Annotated in this window: 12 protein-coding genes; 11 read left to right on the plus strand and 1 reads right to left on the minus strand. The window is 36.3% G+C overall.

Annotated features, from left to right (window positions below):
- The first annotated feature begins 1 nt into the window (after window position 1).
- The 8 genes from lepB (at window position 2) to IGI58_RS14755 (ending at window position 8,945) form a co-directional block, all read left to right on the plus strand.
- Window positions 2-670, plus strand: a complete 669-nt coding sequence (lepB, locus tag IGI58_RS14720; RefSeq protein WP_429952798.1) for a signal peptidase I — start codon at window positions 2-4, stop codon at window positions 668-670.
- A gap of 33 nt (window positions 671-703) precedes the next feature.
- Window positions 704-3,307, plus strand: coding sequence for a YfhO family protein (locus tag IGI58_RS14725; RefSeq protein ID WP_429952797.1), 2,604 nt, complete (start codon window positions 704-706; stop codon window positions 3,305-3,307).
- Window positions 3,300-4,271, plus strand: coding sequence for a DUF5067 domain-containing protein (locus IGI58_RS14730; RefSeq protein WP_429952796.1), 972 nt, complete (start codon window positions 3,300-3,302; stop codon window positions 4,269-4,271). The genes IGI58_RS14725 and IGI58_RS14730 overlap by 8 nt, the downstream gene beginning before the upstream one ends.
- Window positions 4,271-5,008, plus strand: coding sequence for a hypothetical protein (locus IGI58_RS14735; RefSeq protein ID WP_429952795.1), 738 nt, complete (start codon window positions 4,271-4,273; stop codon window positions 5,006-5,008). Before IGI58_RS14730 ends, IGI58_RS14735 begins: the two co-directional genes overlap by 1 nt.
- A gap of 148 nt (window positions 5,009-5,156) precedes the next feature.
- On the plus strand, window positions 5,157-6,722 hold the full coding sequence (locus tag IGI58_RS14740; protein ID WP_429952794.1) for a hypothetical protein: 1,566 nt from the start codon (window positions 5,157-5,159) through the stop codon (window positions 6,720-6,722).
- Between the two features lie 176 nt (window positions 6,723-6,898).
- Window positions 6,899-7,612: an HAD hydrolase family protein gene (locus tag IGI58_RS14745; RefSeq protein WP_429952793.1), complete on the plus strand. Its 714-nt coding sequence runs from the start codon at window positions 6,899-6,901 to the stop codon at window positions 7,610-7,612.
- The gene (locus tag IGI58_RS14750; protein WP_429952792.1) at window positions 7,572-7,730 is read left to right on the plus strand and encodes an HAD hydrolase family protein; all 159 of its coding nucleotides are present in this window, start codon (window positions 7,572-7,574) and stop codon (window positions 7,728-7,730) included. The genes IGI58_RS14745 and IGI58_RS14750 overlap by 41 nt, the downstream gene beginning before the upstream one ends.
- Before the next feature lie 27 nt (window positions 7,731-7,757).
- The gene (locus IGI58_RS14755) at window positions 7,758-8,945 is read left to right on the plus strand and encodes a hypothetical protein (protein WP_429952791.1); all 1,188 of its coding nucleotides are present in this window, start codon (window positions 7,758-7,760) and stop codon (window positions 8,943-8,945) included.
- A 156-nt stretch (window positions 8,946-9,101) separates the two neighbouring features.
- Here the strand turns inward: IGI58_RS14755 and IGI58_RS14760 are convergent, their stop codons facing one another.
- Window positions 9,102-9,860 (minus strand): MerR family transcriptional regulator, encoded by a 759-nt coding sequence (locus IGI58_RS14760; RefSeq protein ID WP_429952790.1) that lies wholly within the window; start codon window positions 9,858-9,860, stop codon window positions 9,102-9,104.
- 163 nt (window positions 9,861-10,023) lie between these two features.
- Between IGI58_RS14760 and IGI58_RS14765 the strand changes: the two genes are divergently transcribed.
- From IGI58_RS14765 to IGI58_RS14775, 3 genes are all read left to right on the plus strand, one after another.
- On the plus strand, window positions 10,024-10,380 hold the full coding sequence (locus IGI58_RS14765; RefSeq protein ID WP_225533149.1) for a DUF1827 family protein: 357 nt from the start codon (window positions 10,024-10,026) through the stop codon (window positions 10,378-10,380).
- Between the two features lie 164 nt (window positions 10,381-10,544).
- On the plus strand, window positions 10,545-10,955 hold the full coding sequence (locus IGI58_RS14770) for a GtrA family protein (protein WP_087639733.1): 411 nt from the start codon (window positions 10,545-10,547) through the stop codon (window positions 10,953-10,955).
- 88 nt (window positions 10,956-11,043) lie between these two features.
- Window positions 11,044-12,516 (plus strand): nicotinate phosphoribosyltransferase, encoded by a 1,473-nt coding sequence (locus IGI58_RS14775; RefSeq protein WP_087639734.1) that lies wholly within the window; start codon window positions 11,044-11,046, stop codon window positions 12,514-12,516.
- The last annotated feature ends 5 nt before the right edge of the window (window positions 12,517-12,521 follow it).

Here is a 12,521-nt window from a genome sequence, read left to right on the forward strand (position 1 = left end):
TGTGGCAATCAATCAAATGCAGACACAGAAACCTAGAAAAGGACAATCTACGATCAAAAAGTGTCAACATTTTTCAAATAGGAGGCTCCCAAAAAATAAAAAAATATCGGAGCGGGAAACTAAAAAAAGGCTGAACATTCGTGAAGGACTTCTGCTTTTTTTAGTAGCTCTGTGCATTCTCGGTTTATTACAAATCAAAACACATCGAGTTGACGGACGCTCGATGCTGCCTACGCTACAAAATAATGATCGAATCATTGTGAGAAAAGGTCAATCACCGAACCGCTACGATTTGATCACTTTCGATCCGGAAATACCGGAGGAATCCAGTTACGTGAAGCGTGTGATCGGTATGCCGGGAGATCAGCTTTGGACAGATCAAACAGGTGTGTACTTAAGACCAAAACAGGCAGATGTATGGAATGATGTAAATGATCAATTAACTGCCTTCCAGTTGCCTGACAGTACATTAAAGTTGATTGTTAGTGAAGAAGTAGCTCGAAAATTACGCAATATTTCAGTGATTCCGGAAGGAAGTTATTTTGTTTTAGGCGATAATCGGAATGCCTCAAAAGACAGCCGTCACTTTGGGTTGGTCGAAGCAGAACAAATTGAAGGAACGGTGGTTTGCCGTTTTTATCCCTTTGATCGAGCTGGGCGCATAAATTGAAAAAGAGATTAAATATCTAGGAGGAAACGCAGTATGAAGTATAAAGAATGGATCAAACATAAGGGCTGGGCATTTTTATTGAGCATTCTTTTACCGATCAGCATCATGGGCTTTGTTTATTTTCTTCTAGGAATTTATCCAGGCAGTGAGAAAACGATTTTAGCTAGTGATGCTTTATCGCAAACGTCTAATTTTTTTGCCAGTTTCAACAATGCTTTACATGGAAAACAGAGCTTTTTATATACTTGGTACGGCTCTTTAGGGCTGAATTACTGGTCCTTTATGGCGTACTATATCAATGGTATTTTTAGCCCACTTGTTTATTTTTTTGATAACAGTCAAATACCAGACGCATTGTATATGATCCTTTTACTGAAATTCGGTGCGATCGGCGGAACATTTTGGGTAATGAGCGATCGTATTTTCAAAATCCCCCAATGGAGCAAATTGATTTTGAGTGTCAGTTTTGCCTTAAGCGGATTTTGCGTTGCGTATTCTCCGCAGCAAATGTGGCTGGACGGGTTGATTTATCTACCGTTAGTTATTTTAGGGATTCACCGCTTGATGGATGAAAGAAAACCAGCATTATTGTTTATCAGTTATTTACTCTTGTTTTTATCAAACTTTTACATGGCTTTCATGATCGGTGTCTTTTCTTTTCTATATGTATTATGTCGATTTATATTAGCGCCGCAAATGTACAAAAAGACGTTGATCACCTATTTGATCACTTCGCTTTTAGCAGGTGGAGCTTCAATGGTCACTATTTTACCTACCTTGCTTGATTTAAAAAACAATGGGGAAAGCTTAACTAAATTAAGTCGTTTGTTTACAAATGATACAGGGATCTGGGACATTCCAGTCAAAACCATGGTAGGTGTCTATGATACTAGTAAATATGGAAGTGCACCGTTTCTATATTTTGGTTTATTAGGAACGATTTTTTGTCTCTTCTATTTTGTTAGTCCAAAAATAAAATTGAAAAATAAACTCGTATACGGCAGTCTTTTTTTCCTTTTGATCGCCAGTGTTTATATTGAACCAATGAATCTATTTTGGCATGGATTCCATGCGCCAAATATGTTTTTATTCCGTTTTAGCTTTCTATTTTCTTTTTTAGGATTACTTTTAGCAGGGTTCGGACTGGAAAAAGCGACGAAAGAAGACGGTAATCGCATATTAAATATCGTTTTAGGCATCATTTTTCTTTATGTTCTGATCGTTTTCTTAGCGAATCGTAAACGTTATGATTTCTTAGATAAAAATGCTGTGCTGGCTAGTGTCGTTTTTCTGATTGTTTACTTGCTGATTTTGTTACTGAAAGATCGCTTCAAATCAAAACAAACAGTTTGGTTATTTCTTTTAGTTGCTGTTTTTATCGGTGAAATGACATTGAATGCTCAAAAATTAGTGGAGGGAATTGCAACTGAATGGCGTTACCCAGAACGAATTGCCTACACTCAAAACTATGAAGATGTGCATCGATTAGTTGAATGGACAAAAGAGCAAAATGATACTTTATACCGCATAGGAAATCTCAACAGTAGTTCAAGAAATGAAAGTTTTATTCATGGCTACAGCGGAGTTTCAATGTTTTCATCGATCCGAAACCGTCATTCTTCAATGTATATGAATGAATTAGGATTTCGTTCAACAGGAACCAATTTAACGATCCAATATATCAATAACACGCTAGTAATGGATTCTTTGTTAGGAATCAAATACAATTTAGCGCAAAATGATCCAGATAAATTTGGCTTTACTCTTAAGAAAAAAGTCGGTAAATATGGTGTGTATGAAAATGAATTTGCCTTACCTTTAGGCATGCTGACGGATAAAGGCATATACAAAAAAGATGTGGTAAACAATCAAACAGAGTTGTTGCAGCATTTATCCGGCGAAACAGATTCGTTCTTCTATTTTTCTGAGATCAAAACGCTCAAAGAAGAAAATGTTCAAGTTGAAGATCATGATTCTGTCTTATTTTACTCCAAAACAATGCCTAATAAACTGAGAACACTGACTTATTCAGTCGATGTTCCGGCACGTTCACAAGCCTACCTTAGCTTGTACGGTCAGGGAACCGAGGTTGACGTCAAAATGAAAGTCAATGGTGTTGAAAGTTGGGCCGGTTTGGAAGGAACGGGGCAATATTATAATTTAGGCTACTATGATAAAGCTGAAACAGTAGAGGTCGAAGTCAGCTTCACAGGTGATCGGGTTGTCCATTTAGTGAGACCGAATGCTATGTTTATAAACGTCGACACATTTAAAGAGGCGATTCAAAAGGTGAAGGAAAAAGAAGTTGACTTTAAAACAGATGGGCGTACTGCAGAGGCTAAGGTGAATTTAGATAAAGAACAAGTGGTCTTGACGACGATTCCTTATGATAAGGGATGGCAAGCCTACATTGATGGAGAAAAAGTGGCTATTCCGACCTTCAAAGATGCTTTTCTTGCGTTGCCAGTCGCAAAAGGCAGTCATACGATCAAATTCGTCTTTGTTCCACAAGGGCTTAAACTGGGAGTAATTTTATTTGTCAGTTGTATTCTTCTTTTTACTTTCTATAACTGGCAACTAATAAAAAAGAACAAGCAAAGCTTAATAGTAATTGAGAATGGAGGGTACTATGACTAAGAAACCAATAAAGGTATTACTGTTGTTCTTACTTCTTGTTTTTAGTGGTTGTTCAGCTAAATTAGCAGACAAAAAGGAATCTTTTGAGGCGAAAGGGATCGATTATACGATCCAGCTACCGAGTAAGTGGGAAACAGTGACGGATTTCAAAGTAAAATACAGTAATGAAGCAGTATTTGGTGCACAAGATACCAAAAGTAACTCAACTTTAGTCGTCATGGGTCAAAGGAAAGAAGCAGTAACGCTGGACGAAGATTTTGGCAAGCGGATGCGAAAAGAACTGAAAGAACAGTATAACTATAAAAAAGAATCTGAAATTTTTATGAAAGAATTTAAGGTTGGGAAATATAAAGGATACAAATATACCTTAGATACAATGTTTGAAAAGCGTTCAACTTGGCTGCATCTGTACTACATTGAAACAGCGCACGGACTGCTTCAGCTAAATTATTATTCAGCAAATGATGGCGGTCATGAAAAAAGAGCGGAAATCATTGATGAATCGGCACGTTCTGTAAAAGAAGTCAGTGATTCAGGAAGCGACACTTCTGATGAAACAGATGAAGTAGTTTTTAAAAACGAAACCCTTTCGATCGAATTAACTGGTGTGATGAATTTAAATGGAGAAGGCAGCAAAAAATTACTTGCGTTACGCTATACAGTTGAAAATATCGGTGAACAAGATGTGACAGCTAAAATTTGGGATGAAGCAATTCAGATAACTCAAAATGGTCAAACCTTAGCCGAAGGCAAACTACCAAAAGAAAACACGATATTGGATATTCCTAAATTGATCGAGCAAAAAAATGAAGCAATTGCGATAGGAGCCAGTGCAGAAAGTGTGTCTTTATATGAGCTGAAGGATACAAGTGAAGTGACTTTAATTCCTTCAAAAGAACGCTTTGCAGGAGCAGATGAGATTCCGATCGTCATAACGACTGTAGCAGAGGAAGGAGATAAATAATGAAACACAGAAACTATTTGTTTATACTTGCTCTATTTATTTGTCTTTTATTAGCGGTAGGTTGCTCAGGTAAAAATAATGCAGCTGAGGTTGAGCATCAGCAACTGATTTGGCAAGAACAGCGAGAGAAACCTTTTGGTACATTTGATTATCCAGAAATTTCAGAGGATGAGGCATTGGACTTACTGAAAAATAAATTTGAGGTGAAGGTTCCTGAAATCATCCCACAGACTAAAAAGTTATTTGATGAAAAGATCATCACCACTAACCTTGAAGCAAAGAAAGCTGAGTACTCCCTCTATGCTTCTGGAAATGACCTTTTAGTTCGCGGGTATTATCCTGTCTACAAAGGAGAAGAATTAATTGTTTTTGCATTAATCGATCTGAAATATTCATTTGATAAAGAGCAAAAAGAAGTTCGTTTAGCTTCGCAAAGCTTGGCGCTGTCAAATTATGGAAAAGAAGAGACGTATCCAAAGGACAATTTCAATGAACTGCTATTGGAAGTGGCTCAAAACATCGATATTTCAAAGGATAAAGCTGATTTAGCTATCCAAAATTTTGAGAAAGATTACAAAGAAGTCGATAAACGACCGGCTTCAAAAACAGTGGTCGTCTATGGAAATGATGAAGAAGCGGAAGAAAAGAAACTAGTTTCTCAAACCTTGCGAGTTGGATTCAATGATAAACGAGAATTTAGAGAAATTCATGCGGCAATCATCGACTATACAGAGTAAAAGAATGATTCGTTATATAAGTGATTTGAGAGAAAAGAGGTGAGCTCGGATAAAGATGGAACGGAATCGACAGCGAATACTCCTATTTATTGTGTTTTTGCTGTTAAGTATCATACCGCTGCTATTTACTCATATAGGAAAAGAAGTCATGTATCGAGGGGATGATCTTTATTTTCATCTCAATCGAATCGAAGGCTTAGCTTTGGGCATAAGAAATGGAGATTATAGTCCTAAAATCAACTATTTTTTTCTCTATGGGATGGGTTATGGCTCACCAATATTTTATTCAGATATTTTCCTTTATCCGGCTAGTTTGCTGAGAATATTGGGTCTGTCAATAAGCAATAGTTATATTATTTTCTTGATAGGGATAAATTTTATAACTTATTTGGTTGCTTATTATAGTTTTCTTTTTTATAAAAAAGCCCCTTTTCAAGCATTTCTTTTTGCTGTTTTATATGGGACAGCTTCTTACCGCTTAAGTGACTTGACGGAAAGAGCTGCTTTAGGAGAAGTATTGGCCCTTACGTTTATTCCGCTAGCATTTGTCGGTATGTGGTCAATTTTTGAAGGAGACAGGGATAAATTTTATTTGTTATCTCTGGGAATGTCAGCCTTGATTTTAAGCCATGTATTAAGTGCGTTTATCTTTAGTCTATTTATTGTAGTTTACTTACTATTTAATATACGTCATATAATCAGTGAAAAAATAAGATTAGTTGCCTTTTTTAAAGCAATTGGACTAACGATATTATTATGCCTAGGTTTTCTCGTGCCGTTGGCTGAACAAGTCGTACAGCAATCATTCACATTTCAAACAAATCAAGTAACACAGCTTAGTCAGGAAGTTGGAACGATCGTCGATTATTTGAACATTGCTATTCGAAATAGTGGGTTTAATAACATAGGGCTGTTGATGATCGGGTTACTATTTTTCTTAGGATTAAATTACAGTAGTTTTCCTAAACGAACGAAACAATTACTTATGATCGCAGGCTTATTTTTATTTGCCTCAACGAGTTTCTTTCCTCATAGATTATTGGATAATACGCTAATGAACGCGATTCAATTTCCTTGGCGCTTATTTTCGATCGTTACTTTTTGTGTTTGCTGGTTATTCGCAGAAAATTATTCTTTGATCATAAAAAAAGAGTACTGGAGAAAATTACTTTCATACGGTGTTATGACGATAGCTCTGGTACTTGTGTTTACTCATGGTTTTTTTGTGGCAGATGTTGAGCGGTTGGTTACCAAAGATCAGATTGAGCAGTTGCCTTCAACATTTTTAGGATGGGGCAATGAATATATCCCTTCTGATACTGATCTTCAGGAATTTATTCAAGCACCTAAAACGATCCGCAATAGTAAAGGGATCAAACTAGAAAATGTCACCTTTGATTATGGCGCAGTCGACTTGGATTATCAGATAGATGAAAAAGACTCAAAAGAAGCAATCGTTTTCCCGTTCATTTATTACAAAGGCTATCAAGCTAAGGTGAATGGAAAAATGCTGGAAGCATACAATAGTCCAACTTTTTCAGGCCTTAGTGAGCTACGTTTGAGTGGAAAAGGAACTGTTCACTTTGCCTATTACTGGACAAAGCTTCAACTACTGTCAGCTGCTATTTCAACAGGAACTTTGTTGTTTCTAGTCGTCTGGCTATCGAAGCAGAACAACAAGGAACAGAAAATAGTAAATGAAAAAAACGAATGATCGAAAGGGCTATGTTGCCTACCACACAGGTAATCAACATGGCTTTTTTGATATGTTCTATTTTTTACAGGAAACAATTCACCAAAATAAAAAATCAAAATATATAATCGTCTTCTTTATGCTATACTTAATCAAGCGAATAAAATGGAAAATGAATTGTAAGGGGAGAATAAGTAGTGAACGTTGTTTTTTGTGATATAGATGGTACTTTTCAAGAGATGGGTCAAGAAATTCCGCAAGTTAATTTTGACGCAATTTATGCGCTTCAAAAACAAGGAGATCATTTTGTGTTTATCAGTGGACGTGGTTTTGCGCAATTAGAAGAATTGATGAATCAGCTTGATAGTGAATGTGATATGATTTTCAGTAATGGTGGTGGCCACAAATTAGTCGGTCAGCCAGTTGAGTATAACCATTGCTTGCCTTTGGATGAATGCAAAAAAGCGATTACGATCTTGGAGGATCGCAACATTTTTTATCATCTTCATACGAACGAAGGAATCATTTTAAAACCAGTAGAGAATTATGAAGATAATATTTTAGCTTTGAGAGAAAAACTTGCGTCAATGGGAGACCTTGGAAAACAAATCATGGATTTTAAAGAAAACTTCTTTAAAACAGAATGCGATCATGTAGAAGATCCGTTGGCTTATTTAGTGGAGCATCCGGAGGTGAAAGTAATGAAGATCGAATTGATGGAAGCAAGTGATGCCGAACATGAGAATTTACGTAGATTATTGGGGAGCGACACCGCGTTTGTCTTTTCTTCATTTACGCAGTGTCTAGAAGTGGTCGATCCAAAAAGCAGCAAAGGTTATGCGATCAATGAATTTATGAGTGCTTATCCAGATGCGGTCAGCTATGGTATTGGCGATGCTGGAAGCTGTTGATGTTTCGCTTGCAGTGGATAACGCGTTGGATATCGTCAAAGAACAATGTGATCGAGTGATTGGCGATTGCGCTGATGGAGGCGTGGGAAAATTTATTTTTGAAGAATTAATAAAATAAATAGTTATGTTGGTAAAAGGAGAACGAATGGAAAATATAAAAGAACAGATTCATCGCGATCTTGACTATTACAAATCAGGGATCCGACAACTTTATCAAAGGAGCTATCAGCTGTATATATTTGGACTGATTGCTTTAATGCTTTTGACTGTCACAGGGATAGGTGTTTCAACTGCTATTTTGAGGGGGATTTTAGTACTTATTTTTATTAGCGAAGTTGTCGGCTTGCTATATTTGCTTCGCTTTTTAAAAGAAGCTTCCTTTGAAAGCTATTTTAAGGAAATTCCAGAAAAATTGATCGAGGCGTTTCCGGTGATGCAGGAAAGTGCGCCCCAAGAAGATAATCAGGCCTATTATTTTTTAGATAGCCAGGGCGAATTGATCAAATTAAACAAGAAAAATATTCGTAATTTTCCTTCGGCTATCAAACAATATACATTACTAGTAGGTTTCAACTATGAAACAGATAAAGTTAGATTTGAGCAGCCGCTGCATTTTTATTACTATGATATTACAGCGATCACACACTCAGACAGCTATAAAAAAGAAGTGTTGAAGAATACTAATTTCTTGGCGAAACGTCGAAAAAGAAGGATTCGTACAATTATCTTGACGTTGATCGGTATAGTTCTAGCGAGTGCTGTGGTCTATTTTGGAGCAAAAACTTATTTTAACGATAATGGTTCTTCAATTCTTGAAAATAGATTACGTGATGAGGCTGATTTCGATAACGATGAACAAAAAACGATGATTCAGTCAATGGACATATCAAGAGGAAATGAGACTGTCACATTAACGCTGCCTCAGGAACTTCATGATCAATCTGGCTATTTTATGGATATTGCTGATGAAGATGGATATTCATATCAATCGTTTATGAGCGAAACCTATTTTATCGATGTTAGCATGATAGAGAAAGCTACATACGGTAGTTTTTCCGAGTATTTGAAAAAGGCAGCTCAAACGAGAGCTGAATCTTCGGTCGATAAAAAAACGGAAAAAATTCATGAAGATTTTTTTATTACTGAATATCGTGAAGAAGCAAAACAAGATGCTGAACAAGGTCAAATGATGGTGTATTATTTTGAATCAGAGGAGAATTACGGTTCGATCAGCCTGAGTTTCAAGGATGCTGATGAACTGAACTTACCTGCTGATACAGCCTTGAGCATACTAAAAGAGCTTAAATTTGAGCGAAAAGAGAATATACTATAAAAAAAGTGGTCAAAAGTCAGAGCTTTTGACCATTTTTTCAAAAACGAGCACTACGATTTGCGTAGTGCTCGTTTTTTACTCTAATGATTTGACTTAGCCGTTTTTGATTTAGAAGTACTGTTCTGCATTTGATTTGTACATTGTTCTTATCTGTTCCTATTTCGCAAACTCTTGGATGATCTGATTCAATGTTTCGGCAGCTCTGTCACCAATACGATCATTGTAATAAGCAGCAAAACGTTCATCGCCAACATACATTTGACCTAGTCCTTTGTGCAGTTCAACAGAATAGTTAGGGGAAGTGATCTTCAGCCATTCTCTGTGTTTTGAAAATACGGCTTTTGCTTCATCCGATTGATAGTCGTTTGTTTGTATGACTATTTTCAAAGCATCAAACATTTCTTTTTCAATGCGCTCCATTTTTTCAACATCAGCTTCACTTAAATTTAGCCACTGCTTATTTGAAGCGGCTACAGTTTTTTCTCCGTATTTTTCACGGATTTCTTTACCGTATCGTTCTTCATTTTCTTTTAGTTTTTGTTGTTTAAAGCCAATAAATTTTTCTTTATCAGTCATATTTATCTCTCCTTTTTGATAGTGGATCGTTTTTTCTACAGTCAGGATCAGATGGTCGATCATCGTTCGTTTTTCTAAAAGCTGCTCATAGTGTTCCTGTAATGCTTTTTGAGGATCATAATTAGGATCATTTAACAACTTTTGGATATCCTCAAGCTTCATCTCTAGCGAGCGGTAAAAAAGAATTTGCTGAAGACGATCGATTTCTTTTGTACCATATATACGATAACCGGAAGAATTGATGCGCGCAGGGTTCAATAAGCCGATTTCGTCATAGTAGCGTAATGTTCGTGTACTGATTCCGGATAATTCAGCAACTTTTTTGATTGTATATTCCATCTTTTTCCCTCCTGTGTAACTAAGCATAAACCTTTACCTAACGTGAAGGTCAAGTCTTTTATTTACAATAACATATAAAATCTCTGATTTACAAATAAGCAAAGAAAGAGTAAAATTTATGTAAGGTTAATCAGACAGGGATAGTTGAAAAGGAGCTACATATATGAAATTGATCGAAACACCAATAAATAAAAATTTGAATTTAGAATATTTTTATCCAAATATCACAAAGTTTGTTTTTGGTTCTAAAGCAATCAAGTTTTTTAAATTATATGCACTAGACCGAACACAGATCGTTTATGCGGATGCCTATGATAAAATCGACATCATCATGATCAATACGAAGAAAAAAATTGCAAAAGCGGAAGTTGACTTTGTGATCAAAAGACTTTTGAATGCAACAAGAGAAGATGTCGATGTACATATCGGCATAAAAAATAAAATGACAGAAGCAGGTTATTCTTTTAGTGCACCTAGAAAGGATATCATTGTAATTCAAAAAAATGTTTCTGCTGAGTAAGTACAAATGAGCAGCACCAAAAAGGGAAAATAGCGATTGCCCTTTTTGGTGCTTTTACTTTATCAACGAATGAACGATTCGCTTATAACTAAAAAATAGAAAATCAGTAGGCTTTCGTTTCCATTTTTGTTAAAATAGAAGCACAATGAAAGGAAGAGTGAAAATTGAAAGAGTTATTTCATAAATATAAAGAAGTGATTTCTTATTTAGTTTTTGGTGTGGCAACAACAGTTGTTAACATTGTTGTGTTTTTTATCTGTAAAGATCTTTTTGGCATTGATTATAAAATCAGTAATACGATTGGCTGGTTCTTATCTGTCTTGTTTGCATTTTTTACAAATAAGTATTTTGTTTTTGCAAGTCAGCATGTTGATTTGAGAGCATTTTTTAAAGAAATGCTGCTATTTTACTGGTATCGTATTTTATCGTTTGTCATTGATATGGCTCTGATGGTATTGATGATCGAGTGGCTGCATATTTCTGATTTTTGGGCTAAGATGGTCACACAGGTCGTCGTGATCGTATTAAATTATTTCTTTAGCAAGTTTTTGATTTTCAAGAACAAGGCTTCTTAAGAAGTAAAACGAGTTTTTGGTTGAAATAATGAAGTTTTGTTATAATAAAGGATAATGTTTTATAAAAAGTAAAGGATGGCATGGTGAGATGAAGCGAGTTTATAAAGATGATAGTTTAACGTTACATACTGATTTATATCAAATCAATATGATGCAAACATATTGGAAGTTAGGACGTGCAGATATCCATTCTGTTTTTGAATGTTATTTTCGAGAAATGCCGTTTAACCATGGCTATGCAATTTTTGCCGGATTGGAGCGACTAGTCGATTATTTAGAGAATCTAACATTTTCTGACACAGATATTGCGTATCTTAGAGAAGTAGAGGATTATCCAGAAGATTTTCTGACCTACTTAAAAGAATTTGAATTTAAATGTACGGTCCGTTCCGCTTTGGAAGGCGATCTAGTGTTCAATAACGAACCTTTGATCCAGGTTGAAGGACCATTAGCTCAGTGTCAGTTGATCGAAACAGCTTTATTAAATATGGTCAATTTTCAAACATTGATCGCCACAAAAGCAGCTCGAATCAAGTCAGTGATTGGTGATGATCCGTTGATGGAATTTGGGACACGTCGAGCACAAGAATTGGATGCGGCTATTTGGGGAACACGTGCGGCATTTATCGGTGGTGCAGACGCTACGAGCAACGTGCGCGCAGGCAAAATTTTCGGTATCCCTGTGAGTGGAACACATGCCCATTCACTTGTTCAGTCCTATGGTAATGATTACGATGCGTTCATGGCTTATGCTCAAACCCACAAAGATTGTGTCTTTTTAGTTGATACGTATGATACCTTGAAGTCAGGCGTGCCAAGTGCGATTCGTGTAGCACGTGAGATGGGTGATAAAATCAATTTTCTTGGTGTTCGTTTGGATAGTGGGGATATGGCCTATATTTCTAAACGTGTACGTGAGCAGTTAGATGAAGCTGGCTTCCACGAAGCAAAAATTTACGCTTCAAATGATCTGGATGAAAATACGATTTTGAGTTTAAAAATGCAAAAAGCTAAGATCGATGTTTGGGGTGTTGGAACTAAGCTGATCACGGCGTACGACCAGCCTGCATTAGGAGCGGTGTTCAAGTTAGTGTCGATCGAAGATAAAGATGGCAAGATGAAAGACACGATCAAGCTTTCAAGCAATGCGGAAAAAGTGACTACGCCAGGGAAAAAACAAGTGTGGCGGATCACACGTAAGTCAGATAAAAAGTCTGAAGGCGACTATGTCACTTTATGGGACGAAGATCCGCGCGAACAGGAAGAAATTTACATGTTCCATCCAGTGCATACATTTATCAACAAGACAGTTAGAAATTTTGAAGCAAGAGCAGTCTTGCAGGATATTTTTGTTGAAGGAAAAAGAGTGTATGAACTGCCGACATTGGAAGAAATCAAGCATTATGCCAAAGAAAATCTCGATTCATTATGGGAAGAGTACAAACGAGATCTTAATCCGCAAAAGTATCCAGTAGATCTATCGACAGAATGTTGGAATCATAAAATGCGTCTACTTGAAAAAGTCCGTGTTGATGTAAAGGCACTAACAGAAAATAAATAAATTGG

The organism is Enterococcus sp. AZ020, assembly GCF_050499205.1.
Taxonomy (GTDB): Bacteria; Bacillota; Bacilli; order Lactobacillales; family Enterococcaceae; genus Enterococcus_L; species Enterococcus_L dunnyi.

Bases quoted from the DNA above. Each gene is read 5' to 3' on its own strand.
- IGI58_RS14735 (WP_429952795.1), top strand. From the start codon at position 4,271: ATGAAACACAGAAACTATTTGTTTATACTTGCTCTATTTATTTGTCTT.
- IGI58_RS14765 (WP_225533149.1), top strand. From the start codon at position 10,024: ATGAAATTGATCGAAACACCAATAAATAAAAATTTGAATTTAGAATAT.
- IGI58_RS14725 (WP_429952797.1), top strand. From the start codon at position 704: ATGAAGTATAAAGAATGGATCAAACATAAGGGCTGGGCATTTTTATTG.
- IGI58_RS14755 (WP_429952791.1), top strand. From the start codon at position 7,758: ATGGAAAATATAAAAGAACAGATTCATCGCGATCTTGACTATTACAAA.
- IGI58_RS14740 (WP_429952794.1), top strand. From the start codon at position 5,157: ATGTATCGAGGGGATGATCTTTATTTTCATCTCAATCGAATCGAAGGC.
- IGI58_RS14750 (WP_429952792.1), top strand. From the start codon at position 7,572: ATGCGGTCAGCTATGGTATTGGCGATGCTGGAAGCTGTTGATGTTTCG.
- IGI58_RS14730 (WP_429952796.1), top strand. From the start codon at position 3,300: ATGACTAAGAAACCAATAAAGGTATTACTGTTGTTCTTACTTCTTGTT.
- IGI58_RS14760 (WP_429952790.1), bottom strand. From the start codon at position 9,860: ATGGAATATACAATCAAAAAAGTTGCTGAATTATCCGGAATCAGTACA.
- IGI58_RS14775 (WP_087639734.1), top strand. From the start codon at position 11,044: ATGAAGCGAGTTTATAAAGATGATAGTTTAACGTTACATACTGATTTA.